This window comes from Stenotrophomonas sp. 05N37 (assembly GCF_056397365.1).
Genome location: NZ_JBFTNG010000002.1, coordinates 621,599 through 635,027 on the forward strand (window position 1 = coordinate 621,599; position 13,429 = coordinate 635,027).

General features: G+C 68.9%; 16 protein-coding genes. 10 read left to right on the plus strand and 6 right to left on the minus strand.

The annotated features are described in order from the left end of the window. Window positions 1–2: 2 nt before the first annotated feature. On the minus strand, window positions 3–1,460 hold the full coding sequence (miaB, locus tag AC1DGC_RS09405) for a tRNA (N6-isopentenyl adenosine(37)-C2)-methylthiotransferase MiaB (RefSeq protein ID WP_394164683.1): 1,458 nt from the start codon (window positions 1,458–1,460) through the stop codon (window positions 3–5). Between the two features lie 140 nt (window positions 1,461–1,600). On the opposite strand from miaB, the gene AC1DGC_RS09410 reads away from it, so the two are divergent. From AC1DGC_RS09410 to AC1DGC_RS09435, 6 genes are all read left to right on the plus strand, one after another. Next, entirely contained in the window at window positions 1,601–2,563 is a 963-nt protein-coding gene (locus AC1DGC_RS09410) for a lytic transglycosylase domain-containing protein (RefSeq protein WP_478047715.1), read from the plus strand. A 182-nt stretch (window positions 2,564–2,745) separates the two neighbouring features. Then, on the plus strand, window positions 2,746–3,366 hold the full coding sequence (gene petA / locus AC1DGC_RS09415; protein ID WP_478047716.1) for a ubiquinol-cytochrome c reductase iron-sulfur subunit: 621 nt from the start codon (window positions 2,746–2,748) through the stop codon (window positions 3,364–3,366). A gap of 2 nt (window positions 3,367–3,368) precedes the next feature. After that, window positions 3,369–4,628 carry a cytochrome b gene (locus AC1DGC_RS09420; protein ID WP_259204338.1) on the plus strand — a complete coding sequence of 420 codons (1,260 nt, stop codon included), beginning with the start codon at window positions 3,369–3,371 and terminating at the stop codon, window positions 4,626–4,628. Window positions 4,629–4,662: 34 nt separating this feature from the next. Continuing rightward, entirely contained in the window at window positions 4,663–5,367 is a 705-nt protein-coding gene (locus AC1DGC_RS09425) for a cytochrome c1 (RefSeq protein WP_394164704.1), read from the plus strand. A 160-nt stretch (window positions 5,368–5,527) separates the two neighbouring features. After that, window positions 5,528–6,163, plus strand: a complete 636-nt coding sequence (locus AC1DGC_RS09430) for a glutathione S-transferase N-terminal domain-containing protein (RefSeq protein ID WP_259204340.1) — start codon at window positions 5,528–5,530, stop codon at window positions 6,161–6,163. A 136-nt stretch (window positions 6,164–6,299) separates the two neighbouring features. Beyond that, window positions 6,300–6,743 carry a ClpXP protease specificity-enhancing factor gene (locus tag AC1DGC_RS09435; protein WP_259204341.1) on the plus strand — a complete coding sequence of 148 codons (444 nt, stop codon included), beginning with the start codon at window positions 6,300–6,302 and terminating at the stop codon, window positions 6,741–6,743. Between the two features lie 60 nt (window positions 6,744–6,803). On the opposite strand, the gene AC1DGC_RS09440 is transcribed toward AC1DGC_RS09435, so the two are convergent. The 4 genes from AC1DGC_RS09440 to AC1DGC_RS09455 all read right to left on the minus strand — a co-directional run bounded on the left by AC1DGC_RS09440 (window position 6,804) and on the right by AC1DGC_RS09455 (window position 9,682). Further along, window positions 6,804–7,160 (minus strand): DUF3301 domain-containing protein, encoded by a 357-nt coding sequence (locus AC1DGC_RS09440; RefSeq protein WP_478047717.1) that lies wholly within the window; start codon window positions 7,158–7,160, stop codon window positions 6,804–6,806. A gap of 83 nt (window positions 7,161–7,243) precedes the next feature. After that, a complete protein-coding gene (locus AC1DGC_RS09445) occupies window positions 7,244–8,359 on the minus strand; it encodes a DUF2272 domain-containing protein (protein ID WP_478047718.1) in 1,116 nt (371 codons plus the stop codon). A 199-nt stretch (window positions 8,360–8,558) separates the two neighbouring features. Beyond that, window positions 8,559–9,416, minus strand: coding sequence for a carboxylating nicotinate-nucleotide diphosphorylase (nadC, locus tag AC1DGC_RS09450; RefSeq protein ID WP_478047719.1), 858 nt, complete (start codon window positions 9,414–9,416; stop codon window positions 8,559–8,561). After that, complete coding sequence (locus tag AC1DGC_RS09455; protein ID WP_259204349.1) at window positions 9,413–9,682, minus strand: Trm112 family protein; 270 nt, start codon at window positions 9,680–9,682, stop codon at window positions 9,413–9,415. The genes nadC and AC1DGC_RS09455 overlap by 4 nt, the downstream gene beginning before the upstream one ends. Before the next feature lie 59 nt (window positions 9,683–9,741). Here AC1DGC_RS09455 and purE point away from each other — a divergent pair, with 59 nt between their 5' ends. Together purE and AC1DGC_RS09465 are read left to right on the plus strand one after the other, a co-directional pair. Next, window positions 9,742–10,245 carry a 5-(carboxyamino)imidazole ribonucleotide mutase gene (gene purE / locus AC1DGC_RS09460; RefSeq protein WP_478047720.1) on the plus strand — a complete coding sequence of 168 codons (504 nt, stop codon included), beginning with the start codon at window positions 9,742–9,744 and terminating at the stop codon, window positions 10,243–10,245. Window positions 10,246–10,247: 2 nt separating this feature from the next. Beyond that, window positions 10,248–11,390: a 5-(carboxyamino)imidazole ribonucleotide synthase gene (locus AC1DGC_RS09465; protein WP_478047812.1), complete on the plus strand. Its 1,143-nt coding sequence runs from the start codon at window positions 10,248–10,250 to the stop codon at window positions 11,388–11,390. Window positions 11,391–11,506: 116 nt separating this feature from the next. Here the strand turns inward: AC1DGC_RS09465 and AC1DGC_RS09470 are convergent, their stop codons facing one another. Next, window positions 11,507–12,088: a superoxide dismutase gene (locus AC1DGC_RS09470; protein WP_259204357.1), complete on the minus strand. Its 582-nt coding sequence runs from the start codon at window positions 12,086–12,088 to the stop codon at window positions 11,507–11,509. 107 nt (window positions 12,089–12,195) lie between these two features. On the opposite strand from AC1DGC_RS09470, the gene grxD reads away from it, so the two are divergent. Beyond that, window positions 12,196–12,516 carry a Grx4 family monothiol glutaredoxin gene (gene grxD / locus AC1DGC_RS09475; RefSeq protein ID WP_259204358.1) on the plus strand — a complete coding sequence of 107 codons (321 nt, stop codon included), beginning with the start codon at window positions 12,196–12,198 and terminating at the stop codon, window positions 12,514–12,516. After that, window positions 12,513–13,253 (plus strand): SDR family NAD(P)-dependent oxidoreductase, encoded by a 741-nt coding sequence (locus AC1DGC_RS09480; protein WP_394164677.1) that lies wholly within the window; start codon window positions 12,513–12,515, stop codon window positions 13,251–13,253. The genes grxD and AC1DGC_RS09480 overlap by 4 nt, the downstream gene beginning before the upstream one ends. The last annotated feature ends 176 nt before the right edge of the window (window positions 13,254–13,429 follow it).

Below are 13,429 nucleotides of genomic sequence, written 5' to 3' on the forward strand. Positions count from 1 at the left end.
CGTCAGGCCGTCACCATCCGTGCGCGCAGCGAATTGCTGTACGCCTCGGTGATCACCACGTCCACGAACTGCCCGACCAGGCGCGGATGCCCCGGGAAGTTCACCGAGCGCATGTTTTCGGTCTTGCCGGTCAGCTCGTTCGGGTCGCGCCGCGACGGGCCCTCCACCAGCACGGTCTGCACGGTGCCGACCATCTTCTCGGAGATGCTCGCGGCATGCGCGTTGATCCGCGCCTGCAGGCGCGACAGCCGCGCATGCTTCTCGGCATCGCTGATCGTGTCTTCCAGGTCCGCGGCCGGGGTGCCGGGACGGCGCGAGTAGATGAAGGAGAAGCTGTGGTCGAAGCCGATGTCTTCGATCAGCGTCATGGTCTTTTCGAAATCGGCATCGGTCTCGCCGGGGAAGCCGACGATGAAGTCCGAGCTGATCGAGATGTCCGGGCGCACGGCGCGCAGCTTGCGGATCTTGGCCTTGAACTCCAGCGCGGTGTAGCCGCGCTTCATCGCCGACAGGACGCGGTCGCTGCCGGCCTGCACCGGCAGGTGCAGGAAGTTGGCCAGCTGGGGCACGTCGCGGTAGGCGTCCACCAGCGAGTCGCTGAACTCCAACGGGTGCGAGGTGGTGAACCGGATCCGGCCGACGCCGTCGATCTCGGCGATGGTGCGGATCAGCAGGCCCAGGTCGGCGAACTCGCCGTCGCCATACGGGCCACGGTAGGCGTTGACGTTCTGGCCCAGCAGGTTGATCTCGCGCACGCCCTGCGCGGCCAGCTGCGCCACTTCCACCACCACGTCCTCGAACGGGCGGCTCACCTCGGTACCGCGCGTGTAGGGCACCACGCAGAACGAGCAGTACTTGGAGCAGCCCTCCATGATCGACACGAAGGCCGAGCCGCCTTCGGCGCGGGGCTCCGGCAGGCGGTCGAACTTCTCGATCTCCGGGAAGCTGATGTCCACCTGCGACTTGCCCGATTCGCGCCGTTGCCGGATCAGTTCGGGCAGCCGGTGCAGCGTCTGCGGGCCGAACACCAGGTCCACGTGCGGGGCCCGCTTGATGATCGCCTCGCCTTCCTGCGAGGCAACGCAGCCGCCCACGCCGATGATCACGCCGCGGCCGTTGTTCTTCAGCGCCTTCCAATAACCCAGTTGGCTGAACACCTTTTCCTGGGCCTTCTCGCGGATCGAGCAGGTGTTCATCAGCAGGACGTCGGCCTCGGCCGGGTCGTCGGTCAGCTCCAGGCCTTCGGCAGCGGCGAGCACGTCGGCCATCTTGGACGAGTCGTACTCGTTCATCTGGCAACCGTGGGTCTTGATGTACAGCTTGCCGCGCACCGGGCCGTTCACCTGCGGCCGGCTACCGGGCAGGGGGATCAGGTCGGGGCGGGGTGAATCGGGCGAGGCGGAGGCAGGCAGGGCGGAGCCGGCCGAAGTCGGCACGGTCGAAGCTGGCGTCCCGGTCATGGCGCTTATTCCAGTCGGGTGGGCGGGCAGGCAGCCGGAAGGCTGCGGAGTAGCCGCGCATTGTAGCCGGGAAGGGCGCCCGGGGCCGCCGGGGCGTGAAGGACTTGGCAACGCTCCGTTAACTTGGGACACTCGCGCCCATGAAGGGGATCTTGGGGATCTTTGCGCTGGCCTTGGCTGCGCTGACCGCTATGCCGGCCAGTGCGGGCACGCTGTACAAGTGTGTCGGCGGCGACGGCGTGCCCAGCTACGTCAGCAAGCGCATCTCCGGGGCGGCCTGCAGCGTGGTCAGCAGTTACCGCCCCGACCGCACCGCCCCGCGGCGCCAGGTGCCGGCCGCCGTTGCCGCCCCGGCGCCGGCCCCGAGCGTCACCGCCGGTGCAGCCACGCCCCCGGCGCAGCCCCCGGCCGACGGGGCCAGCGCCGGCGTCGCCCTCACCGCCACGGCCCTGGCCCAGCCGGCCACCGTGCTGACGGCGCCTGGGGCGGCCCCGGCCGCGCGCACCGGCAAGGCCGGGCGCGTGGTCAACGGCCAGGTCTATTCGTACATGAAGGACGGGGTGCGCCACTACACCAGCGCCCGGCCCACCCAGCTGGCCAGCCTCGGCCAGGTCCGCACCATCCACTACAGCTTCATCGAGCGCTGCTACGCCTGTGGCGCCAACCCCGGGGTCAACTTCGGCTCGGTGCGGCTCAACACCACCGCCTTCCAGACCGAGATCGCCGCCGCGGCGCGCGAGTTCGGGGTCGAGGAGGCCGTGGTACGCGCCATCATCCACGCCGAGTCGGCCTACAACCCCACCGCGCTCAGCCGCGCCGGCGCGCAGGGCCTGATGCAGCTGATGCCGCCCACCGCGCGCCGCTTCGGCGTCACCGATTCCTATGACGCAGCGCAGAACATCCGTGGCGGGGTGCAATACCTGTCGTGGCTGCTCAAGCGCTTCAACGGCAACCTCACCCTGGCCGCCGCCGGCTACAACGCCGGCGAAGGCGCGGTCGACCGCCACGGCGGCGTTCCGCCCTACAGCGAGACCCAGTACTACGTGAAGCGGGTGGCGCAGCTGGCCGAACGCTATCGTGGTGCGCAGGCCACCACCCAATGAGCCGTCGCGCCGATGGCGCTGACCGGCCTTCATGCCGTAATGTCGTGTCGTGATGTGGTTCCGTAGTACCGCGTTGTGTGGCCGACTTCGGTTCAGCTACACTCGCGGCTGATTCAATGTGGACTGGCCCCCACCGGTCCACTGGCAGCCTCAAGCTACCTAAATCAATATCGGAGTGCCGGATGGCCAACGATGGGGTAAACGATCCAGTCAACACCGGACGTCGACGATTCCTTTCAGCAACCACTGCGGTGGTCGGAGCGGTCGGCGTCGGATTTGCAGCGGTACCGTTCATCAAGTCCTGGAATCCCAGCGCCCGCGCCAAACTGGCCGGTGCCCCTGTGATTGCCGATATCAGCGCCCTGCAGGAAGGCCAGCGACTGGTCATGGAGTGGCGTGGGCAGCCGATCTGGATCGTCAAGCGCTCCAAGGCGATCCTGGAGGCGCTGCACGGCCTGGACGGCCGCCTGAAGGATCCCGAGTCGGGCGAGAAGGACCAGCAGCCCGCGTACGTGCTCAAGCAGAATCCCGAATTCCGCTCGATCAAGTCCGAGGTCTCGGTCCTGGTCGGGCTGTGCACCCACCTCGGCTGTTCGCCGGAGATGGTCGCCGAGATCCGCCCCGAGCCCTACGACCCGCAGTGGAAGGGCGGCTACTTCTGCCCCTGCCACAAATCGCGTTTCGACATGTCCGGTCGCGTGTTCAAGGATGTCCCGGCGCCGATCAACCTGCTGGTGCCGCCGCACCATTACCAGGACGACAACACCATCATCATCGGCGTTGACCCGCAGGGGGCGGCTTGATCATGGCCAACATCCTTACCCGCACCGCCACCGGCGTGGCCGACTGGGTCAACGCACGCGCCCCCGGCCTGATGCCGGTGTACCGCAAGCACGTGAGCGAGTACTACGCGCCGAAGAACTTCAACCTCTGGTACTACTTCGGTTCGTTGGCGCTGCTGATCCTGGTCAACCAGATCGTGACCGGCATCTTCCTCACCATGCACTACAAGACCAGTGCGGCCGAGGCGTTCAACTCCATCGAATACATCATGCGTGATGTCGAATGGGGCTGGCTGATCCGCTACATGCACTCCACCGGTGCCTCGCTGTTCTTCATCGTGGTCTACCTGCACATGTTCCGCGGGCTGCTGTACGGCAGCTACCAGAAACCGCGCGAACTGGTGTGGATCCTCGGCATGCTGATCTACCTGGTGCTGATGGCCGAAGCCTTCATGGGCTACGTGCTGCCGTGGGGCCAGATGTCGTTCTGGGGCGCCAAGGTGATCATCTCGCTGTTCGGCGCGATCCCGGTGATCGGCACCGGCCTGACCGAATGGATCATGGGCGACTACCTGCCCAGCGACGCCACCCTCAACCGCTTTTTCGCCCTGCACGTGATCGCCCTGCCGCTGGTGCTGTTGCTGCTGGTGGTGCTGCACCTGGGGGCGCTGCACGAAGTGGGGTCCAACAACCCCGACGGCGTGGAGATCAAGAAGGGCCCGAAGGGCAACCGCTGGTCGGCCACCGCGCCCACCGACGGCATCCCGTTCCATCCGTACTACACGCTCAAGGACGGGGTGGGCGCCGGCTTCCTGCTGGTCATCGCCGCCTTCATCATCTTCTTCGCCCCGGCCTTCGGCGGCCTGTTCCTGGAGCATGACAACTTCACCGAGGCCAACCGCCTGGTCACGCCCGAACACATCAAGCCGGTCTGGTACTACACCCCGTACTACGCGATGTTGCGGGTGGTGCCCAACAAGCTGGGCGGCGTGATCGTGATGTTCTCGGCGATCGCGATCCTGTTCCTGGTGCCCTGGCTGGACCGCGCGCGGGTGAAGTCCTACCGCTACCGCGGCTGGCTGTCGCGCGCCCTGCTGGGCGTGTTCGCGGTGTGCTTCGTCTGGCTGGGCGTGATCGGCTCGGGACCGGGTACCGACGCGCACGAAACCTACGTCGGGCGCGTGCTGACCTTCCTGTATTTCGCCTTCTTCATCACCATGCCGGTATGGACCAGGCTGGACAGGACCAAACCGGTACCGGATCGGGTGACCACGCATGACTGACCACTGGATTGTCCGGCTGGCCTGCGCGGCCGCCATGATGCTGGCCAGCAGCCTGGCCGGCGCCGCCGAAGGCGGTGCGACGCTGCAGGCCGGCAACGACCTCGGCGACCGCGCCTCGCTGCAGCGCGGCGCGCAGCTGTACATGAACTATTGTTCCGGCTGCCACGCGCTCAAATACCTGCGCTATTCGCGGATGGGGCAGGACCTGGGGCTGAGCGAAGAAGAGGTCATGACCAACCTCAACTTCACCGGCGTGCCGATCGGCGAGCCGGTGCCGGTCACCCTGCCCAAGGCGCAGGCTGAAAAATGGTTCGGCAAGATGCCGCCGGACCTCAGCCTGATCTCGCGCGTGCGCGGCAGCGACTGGATCTACACCTACCTCAAGTCGTTCTACCTCGACCCGAGCCGGCCGCTGGGCTGGAACAACCGCCTGTTCCCCAACGCCTCCATGCCCAACCCGTTGTGGGAGATGCAGGGCCTGCAGCACGCCGTGCATGGCAAGCCGGAGAGTCCCGGCGCCGACGCGCCGGTGACCGGGCTGACGATCGAACAGCCGGGCAACGTGAGTGCTGCCGAGTACGACCAGAACGTGCGCGACATCACCAACTTCCTCGAGTACGCCGGCGAACCGGCCGCGCTCAAGCGCCAGAAGCTCGGCGTGTGGGTGATCCTGTTCCTGGCCCTGCTCACCTTCCTGGCGTACCTGCTCAAGAAGGAATACTGGAAGGACGTGCACTGAGCATCATCGCGCCGCCGAGCATCGATCGATCCGACCACGGGTCGATCAGCCTATTGGCTTTTGTGATGGGCAGTTGCACACTCGGGTACTGTGACGACCGCTGGCAATGGGCTGGCGGCGCCGATACGACCGGCGGTTACCGGTCGTTGGAGAGCCTTTGATGGCGGCGAGCGTACGCATGCGGAACACCCTGACGCTGTTTTCCTCGAACGACGATGTCCTGTGCCATCGCGTGCGCCTGGTACTGGCGGCCAAGGGCGTGACCTACGACTTCGTTCCGGTCGACCCGCAGAACCCGCCCGAGGATCTGATCGACCTCAATCCGTACCACTCGGTGCCGACCCTGGTCGAGCGCGAACTGGTGCTGTATGCGGCGTCCGTGGTCAGCGAGTACCTCGACGAGCGCTACCCGCACCCGCCGCTGATGCCGGTCGACCCGCTCTCGCGCGCGCGCATCCGCTTGGCGATGTTGCGCATCGAGCACGACTGGGTGCCGCAGGTGCAGGCCATCCAGCTCGGCAACAAGACCCAGGCCGAGGCCGGGCGCAAGCGCCTGAAAGAGCTGCTGACCAGTGCGGTACCGCTGTTCAAGGCCAGCAAGTTCTTCCTCAATCCGGAAATGAGCCTGGCCGACTGCGCGATGGCGCCGATCATCTGGCGGCTGCAGTCGCTGGACGTGGCGCTGCCCAAGGACGGCAAGTCGATCGAGGATTACGGCAACCGCATCTTCCGCCATCCGGGGTTCATCCGCAGCCTGACCGACCAGGAAAAGAAGCTGCGCGATCTGCCCAGCTGAGCCGGCCCCACCGGGCCATCGACTGCATCGACGCTTTACGCCGGGCGCGTGGGTGCTGACCGGCGCGGGTGCGGGCGCGTACACTTGCGGCAGGCAATCCGGATCAAAACAGCCGAGCATGGCTCGGCTCTACCCCATGACAGAAGACACTTTCCGCATGACCAGCCACCGCCCGTACCTGCTTCGGGCCCTGGTGGAATGGATCAACGACAACGACCTGACGCCGCACATCCTGGTCGACGCCGGCATGCCCGGCGTGCAGGTGCCGCAGAGCGCGGTCAAGGATGGCAGGGTGGTGTTGAACATCGCCGAGCGCGCCGTCGTGCGCCTGCACATCGACAATGACAGCGTGAGCTTCTCGGCGCGCTTCTCCGGCACCAGCTACCCGGTGCAGGTGCCGATCTCGGCGGTACTGGCCGTGTATGCCCGCGAGACCGGGCAGGGCATGGCGCTGCCGGACGATATCCCCGGCCACGATCCCGGGCCGGACGATGCGCTGCCACCCGACGACACCCCGACGCCGCCGGATGACACCCCGCCCAAGCCGAGCGGCCGCCCGCACCTGCGCGTGGTCAAGTAACGCATCCGTGGCCGCCGCAAGGCGGCCATTTTGTTGGGGCGCCGAGCGATGGTCGGCGGCTCACGCGTCTTCGGCCCCGCTGGTATCCACCCCACGCCGGATCTCGCTGATCCGCGCCGCCGACGGCCCCACGAACGCCACCAGTTCGTCACCCCGCAGCACCATGCGCCCGGTATGCCGGTCCACGCCGTCGTGCGAATACTCGAACTTGAACGTGCGCTCCCAGCCCAGCCAGCCGTTCGGCTTGCGGCAGACGCGCAGGCCGGTGCCATGCACGCTCTGGTCCAGCCATTGCACATCGGCGGCGCGGCAGGCATTGCGCCCGAGTTGACCGGCGCGCTCGGCGGCGGCCCGCGAGGAATTCCAGAACGCGTAGGCGAGCGCGCCGCCAATCATCAACAGGATCAAACTGGGCATCGGCGACTCGGTGCGGTCAAGGAGGTCGAACCTCCAAGATGGCGACGAACGCGGTGCGGATCAAGCCAGCCGCGCGATCGCGATCAGGGCGTGCGTGGTGGCGGGACCGGTGTCGGTGGCTGAGTGGGAGCAGGCGTCGGGCTCGCTGGCGGTAGCGGGGTCGGGTTCGCGTTCGGCAGCGGCGGACGTGGCGGCACCACGGTGGGCGCTCGGATCGGTGCCTGGGAAGCCGGGGCTGCCATCGGCGGTGCCGTCGTCCCGGTACCGGGCAGGATCGCCGGCTCCGCGGCGCCCGTCGGCAACGTCGCCGGCGCGGTGGCCACCAGCTTCAGCAGCGCCGCCCAGTCCTGCCGGTTGAAGCTGCATTCCTCCTCGCGCCCGGGCGTGCAGCCCGGATCGACCCCGTCGCTGGCCGAGGCCTTGGCCGGCGGCAGCTCGATCCGGCCGCTGCGGTCCAGGCCGAGTTTGCGCATCGCCACCGTGTTCATCACATTGCCGCCGATCAGGTACAGGGTGTGGTCGCCGCCCATGTTGGCGGCGATCACCACTTCGCAGTGCGATTTCCAGTGCGTCACCGCGCCGCTGCCCAGCGACCGCACCAGCCCGCTGTAGCTCAGCGTCTCGCGCCGGTCGCGCAGGTAGCACAGCAGGTCGCCCGGCGCCGGTTTTTCCTGCGCAGGATCGGCCATCCGGTACGGCCCGCTGTTCTGGTAGGCGGCGCGGATGTAGTCGATGTGGCGCGGCGAGCGGGTGAAGCCGGGCACGCTGGCGCGGGTCATCACCCAGGAAATGAAGGCGGCCGACCACGGGTTGTCGACCAGGAAGGCACGGCAGTCGGTGTCGGTGTAGCGCGTCCCCGGCGGGGCCATGCAGCTCGACGCGCCGGGCTGGTTGCCCATCGGTGACAGCGTGCCGCTCTGCCGCCAGTAGCCGACCACGCGCTGCCAGGCCACCAGGCCGTTGTCGGCCAGGTGCACGTCCTCGGCCTCGGTCACGCTCAGGCTGGCCGCGCGGCCATCGCGATCGATGAAGGGGCGGTACCAGAGGCGGTGTTCGTTGCAGGCGGTCTGCACGACGCTCACCGCCAGCGGGCTCAGGCCGAAGCGCGGAGGAATATCGCAGACCTCGGCGGCGAGTGCGGTGGTCGGCAGCAGCGTCGCCAGCGGCGACAGGCACGCAAGCAGGAGCAAGGGGCGCATGCGCGCTCTCCGGGTGGGGGCAGGGCAAGCCTCGCAGACCCGATCTGCCCGTGCCGTGAAAGCAGGGGGGCGGATGCACGCGTCGCGCCGACACGCCCGGGTGGCGCCGGTCATTGCCCGGCGCCCGACCGACGCGGGGAGCCGGCCCACGGCCGGCACGACCCCTGCGGTCGGTGTCGACCGCAGGTCGACACGCGCATCAGCCTGGCGGCGGGCCCAGTTTCAACGACAGGTCGATCGCCTGCACATGCTTGGTCAGCCCGCCGATCGAGATGCAGTCCACCCCGTCCTCGGCGATCGCACGCAGGCCTTCCAGGCCGACGCTGCCGGACACTTCCAGCGGAATCGCGCCAGCGGCGATCCGCACGGCCTCGCGGCGCATCTCCGCGTCGAAGTCGTCGATCAGGATGCGCTCGCAGCCGACCGCCAGCGCCTCGCGCAGCTGGTCGAGGTCTTCGACCTCCACCACCAGCGGCAACTGCGGCCACTGCGACCGTGCCGCCTGCACCGCCGCAGTCAGCGAGCCGGCGGCGCGGATGTGGTTTTCCTTCAGCATCACCGTATCGAACAACCCCATCCGGTGGTTGTCGCCGCCGCCGCAGCGCACCGCGTACTTCTGCGCCAGGCGAAGTCCCGGCAGGGTCTTGCGGGTGTCCAGGATGCGCGCGCCGGTGCCGGCCACGGCCGCCACGTGGCGCGCGGTGGTCGTGGCGGTGCCGGACAGGGTCTGCAGGAAATTCAGCGAGGTGCGCTCGGCACTGACCAGGCTGCGGTTGCGCCCGTGCAGGATCGCCAGCACCGTGCCGGCGACCACCGCGTCGCCCTCGGCCACGCGCCACTCGATGCGCACCTCCGGGTCCAGCGCGCGGTGGGTGGCGTCGAACCACGGCCGGCCGGCAATCACCGCATCCTGCTTGCACAGCAGATAGGCGCTGTCAGGGCGGTCGGGCAGCAGCGCGGCGGTGACATCCCCGCTGCCGATGTCCTCGGCCAGTGCACGCGCCACATCGGCCGCGACCACGGCGGCATCGGGTGCCCCAAGCACGGCCGGACTCATTTTTCCGGGAAATCGGCGATCTGGGCGGTCGCGATGGCCTCTTCGGCCAGCAGCACCGGGATGCCGTCGTCGACGCGGAACACCTGCTTGCGGTCGCGGGTCAGCAGCGCTTCGCGCAGGGCCAGGGCCTGCGTACTGCCGTCGGCCTTGACCACGGCGCCGGCGCCGATGGCGCGGTTGAGTGCCTCCAGGCCCTTGGCATCGAGCAGGGACAGGGGCTGGCGGGTGTCCGGCGAACACAGCAGGTCAAGCAGCTTGCGATCCATGGATTCTTCGTCTTGCGTGGAAGATGGCTAGAATACGTCTTTAAGGCAGGTGACGGCCAATGACCCCCAACCAATCCGCGCCGCTCGTCGGCATCGTCATGGGTTCCCGCTCCGACTGGGAAACCATGCAGCACGCCGCCCAGAAGCTCGATGCGCTCGGCGTTCCCTACGAAGTGAAAGTGGTCTCGGCGCACCGTACGCCGGACGTGCTGTTCACCTATGCAGAGCAGGCCGGCGGGCGCGGCCTGCGTGCCATCATCGCCGGTGCCGGGGGCGCGGCCCACCTGCCGGGCATGATCGCGGCCAAGACCGCCGTGCCGGTGCTGGGCGTGCCGGTGCAGTCCAAGGCCCTCAACGGCATGGATTCGCTGCTGTCGATCGTGCAGATGCCAGCCGGCGTCCCGGTCGCCACCTTCGCCATCGGCAATGCCGGCGCCTCCAACGCGGCGCTGTTCGCCGCCGCCATGCTGGCCTCGGACCAGCCGGCGATCGGCCAGGCCCTGGACGCCTTCCGCGCCCGCCAGACCGAAGACGTCATGGCCCACGACGATCCGCGTCAATGACCATGAAGACCGTTGGCATCCTCGGCGGCGGGCAGCTGGCCCGCATGATGGTGCTGGCCGGCGCTCCGCTGGGCCTGCGCTTCGAACTGTTCGACCCCGCTGCCGATGCCTGTGGCGCGCAGCTGGCACCGCTGCAGGTGGCGGCCTTCGAGGATGAGGCGGCGCTGGCCGCGTTCGCCGCGCGGGTGGACGTGGTCACCTTCGATTTCGAGAACGTGCCGGCGCACAGCGCCCGCTTTCTGGCCGCGCGCGTGCCGGTGCATCCCCATCCGGATGCGCTGGCGGTGGCCCAGGACCGGCTCAGCGAGAAGACCCTGTTCCAGCAGCTGGGCATCCCGCTGCCGCCGTTCGCCGACATCCGCAGCCGCGACGAGCTTGCCGCCAGGGTGGCCGAGTTCGGCATGCCCTGCATCGTCAAGACCCGTCGCCTGGGCTATGACGGCAAGGGCCAGTTCCGCATCCGCAGCGCGGCCGACATCGATGCCGCCTGGGTCACCCTGGGGGATTACGTCGAGAAGACCGGGCTGATCCTGGAGGGCTTCGTCGCCTTCGATCGCGAAGTGAGCGTGGTGGCCGTGCGCGGCCGCGACGGCGAGTTCCGCGCCTGGCCGGTGACCGGCAACTGGCACGTCGACGGCGTGCTGTCGGCCAGCCTGGCACCGGCCCAGTTGAGCCCGGCGCTGCACGAACGGGCCATCGGCCATGCGCGCGCCCTGGCCGAGCGCCTGGATTACGTGGGCGTGTTCGCGCTGGAGCTGTTCTGCCGGGGCGATGAGCTGCTGGTCAACGAGATGGCCCCGCGCGTGCACAACTCGGGCCACTGGACCATCGAAGGCAGCGAAACATCGCAGTTCGAGAACCACCTGCGTGCCGTGCTCGGCCTGCCGCTGGGCGACACGCGCATGCTCGGCCATGCCTGCATGCTCAACTGGCTCGGGGCCATGCCCGAGGCGGCCGCCGTACTCGGCCAGCCGGGCGGGCATTGGCATGACTACGGCAAGCAGCCGCGCGCCGGTCGCAAGGTCGGCCATGCCACGCTGCGCGACGCCGATGCGCAGGCCTTGGCCGACGCGTTGGACGCGGTCGGTGCGCAGCTGGACCGCACCGCCCAGGTCGCCCCGGTGATCGCTGCGCTGCGCAGCTGACGCGGGCGCGCGGCCTGCGCGCCCGCGCCCCCCAACCGACTGCGGCGGAACCAACGGCGAGGAAACCGGCAGGGCCGGCCACTCGCCGGCGCCTCACACCCCCGGCAGCCTGGGCGTCAATCCCGCAGCTGCGCGGCCACGAAGTCCCAGTTGACCAGCTTCCAGAACGCCTCCAGGTAGCGCGCGCGCTCGTTCTGGTAGTCGGTGTAATACGCGTGTTCCCACACGTCGCAGGCCAGCAGCGGCCTGCTCTGCCCGGTCAGTGGGGTACCGGCGTTGCGCGTGGCCTGGATCGCCAGCGCACCGGTCGGGTGCTGCACCAGCCACACCCAGCCCGAGCCGAACAGGCCCAGCGCGGCGCGGTCGAACTCCTCGCGCAGGCGGCGGATGTCGCCGAAGTGGCGGGTCACCAGTTCGGCCAGGCGGTCCTTCGGGTCACCGCCGCCGCGCGGATGCAGGCACTGGAAGTAGAAGGCATGGTTCCAGGCCTGGGCGGCGGCATCGAACAGGCTGCCCTGGCTCTGCCGCACGATGTCCTCCAGCGGCAGTTCGGCCAGCTCGGTGCCGTCGATACGCGCGTTGACCGCCTCGACATAACCGCGATGGTGGCGGCCGTGGTGCAGGTCCAGCGTCTCGGCCGACAGGTGCGGCTGCAGGGCGGTACGGTCGTAGGGCAGGCGGGGCAGTTCGAGGGGCATGGCTCGCGACGGATTGGGGAGAGGGGCGCCGGAAGGCTTACAATGGCGCTGAGGGAAGTCTAGCCGACCGGCCAGGTCGGGTTGTCCCACCTGCAGGGAGAGTCGTTGTGGCGGTGATGCAGCAGATCCAGTCCGAAGTGGAACGTTACCCCCTCGTGTTGTTCATGAAGGGCACCCCGCAGTACCCCATGTGCGGTTTCTCCAGCCGGGCCATCCAGGCCCTGATGGCGGCCGGCGCCGTCGCCCTGCGCACGGTCAACGTGCTCGAGGAGCCGGAGGTGCGGGCCAACCTGCCGCGTTTCTCCAACCTGCCCACCTTCCCGCAGTTGTTCATCCACGGCGAGCTGATCGGTGGCTGCGACATCGTGCTGGAGCTGTTCGAGTCCGGCGAACTCAAGCGCATCGTCGAAGAGGCATCGCAGGCATGAGTGCCGTCCCGTCCGTCGCGGTCGGGACTGGATCGCTCGCCGATCGCGTCATTCTCATTGCCGGTGCCGGCGGCGGCTTCGGCAGTGCCGCCGCGGTGGCCTGCGCCGCCGCGGGGGCCACCGTGGTCCTGCTGGGGCGCAAGCCGCGCCGGCTGGACCGGGTCTACGCCGCCGTGCAGGCGGTGGGGCCGGAACCGTTGCTGTACCCGCTGGACCTGGAAGGGGCCACCCCAGACGACTACGCCGCCCTGGCCGAGCGCCTGCAGTCCGAGCTGGGCCGGCTGGACGGCCTGCTGTTCTGCGCCGCCGATTTCGCCGGCCTGACCCCCTTCGAGCTGGCCGACCCGGGCGCCTTCGCCCGCGCGGTGCACGTCAACCTCACCGCCCCGGCGTGGCTGGCCCAGGCCTGCCTGCCGCTGCTGCGCCAGCGCGACGACGCCGCGCTGGTGTTCACCGTGGACGACCCGGCGCGGGTAGGGCAGGCCTACTGGGGCGGCTACGGCGCGGCCCAGCACGGGCTGCGCGGCCTGATCGCCAGCCTGCACGACGAACTCGGCCGCAGCCCGGTGCGGGTCAGTGGCCTGCAGCCGGGCCCGATGCGCACTGCGCTGCGCGCCCGTGCCTTCTCGCTGGACGAGGACCGCAGCGCCCGCGACCCGGTCGACTGCGCCGCCAGCGCGGTGCTGCTGCTTTCGGCCGCCGGTGCCGCCCACCGCGGCCAGATCGTGGACGCCTGACAAGGCCGTGCGGGCCGCAGGCCTGCTCCCCGGCAACCCGCCCCGGTCACATCTCCGCAGTGTTTCCCGCCTAACCTGCACACCCCGCGTCCCATTCAGCCGATCACGGTCGAATGTGAAGATGGCGTCACGATAGCGTTGTGATGGCGTGTGTTTTGTCGCCAAACCGTCACAAT

What these genes read in the sequence shown, in the direction of transcription:
- AC1DGC_RS09445 (WP_478047718.1), bottom strand. Translation starts at nt 8,359, where the DNA reads ATGCGCCCCTTGCTCCTGCTTGCGTGCCTGTCGCCGCTGGCGACGCTG.
- petA (WP_478047716.1), top strand. Translation starts at nt 2,746, where the DNA reads ATGGCCAACGATGGGGTAAACGATCCAGTCAACACCGGACGTCGACGA.
- AC1DGC_RS09410 (WP_478047715.1), top strand. Translation starts at nt 1,601, where the DNA reads ATGAAGGGGATCTTGGGGATCTTTGCGCTGGCCTTGGCTGCGCTGACC.
- AC1DGC_RS09435 (WP_259204341.1), top strand. Translation starts at nt 6,300, where the DNA reads ATGACAGAAGACACTTTCCGCATGACCAGCCACCGCCCGTACCTGCTT.
- purE (WP_478047720.1), top strand. Translation starts at nt 9,742, where the DNA reads ATGACCCCCAACCAATCCGCGCCGCTCGTCGGCATCGTCATGGGTTCC.
- miaB (WP_394164683.1), bottom strand. Translation starts at nt 1,460, where the DNA reads ATGACCGGGACGCCAGCTTCGACCGTGCCGACTTCGGCCGGCTCCGCC.
- AC1DGC_RS09420 (WP_259204338.1), top strand. Translation starts at nt 3,369, where the DNA reads ATGGCCAACATCCTTACCCGCACCGCCACCGGCGTGGCCGACTGGGTC.
- AC1DGC_RS09455 (WP_259204349.1), bottom strand. Translation starts at nt 9,682, where the DNA reads ATGGATCGCAAGCTGCTTGACCTGCTGTGTTCGCCGGACACCCGCCAG.
- AC1DGC_RS09480 (WP_394164677.1), top strand. Translation starts at nt 12,513, where the DNA reads ATGAGTGCCGTCCCGTCCGTCGCGGTCGGGACTGGATCGCTCGCCGAT.
- AC1DGC_RS09430 (WP_259204340.1), top strand. Translation starts at nt 5,528, where the DNA reads ATGGCGGCGAGCGTACGCATGCGGAACACCCTGACGCTGTTTTCCTCG.
- AC1DGC_RS09440 (WP_478047717.1), bottom strand. Translation starts at nt 7,160, where the DNA reads ATGCCCAGTTTGATCCTGTTGATGATTGGCGGCGCGCTCGCCTACGCG.
- AC1DGC_RS09465 (WP_478047812.1), top strand. Translation starts at nt 10,248, where the DNA reads ATGAAGACCGTTGGCATCCTCGGCGGCGGGCAGCTGGCCCGCATGATG.
- AC1DGC_RS09425 (WP_394164704.1), top strand. Translation starts at nt 4,663, where the DNA reads ATGATGCTGGCCAGCAGCCTGGCCGGCGCCGCCGAAGGCGGTGCGACG.
- AC1DGC_RS09470 (WP_259204357.1), bottom strand. Translation starts at nt 12,088, where the DNA reads ATGCCCCTCGAACTGCCCCGCCTGCCCTACGACCGTACCGCCCTGCAG.
- nadC (WP_478047719.1), bottom strand. Translation starts at nt 9,416, where the DNA reads ATGAGTCCGGCCGTGCTTGGGGCACCCGATGCCGCCGTGGTCGCGGCC.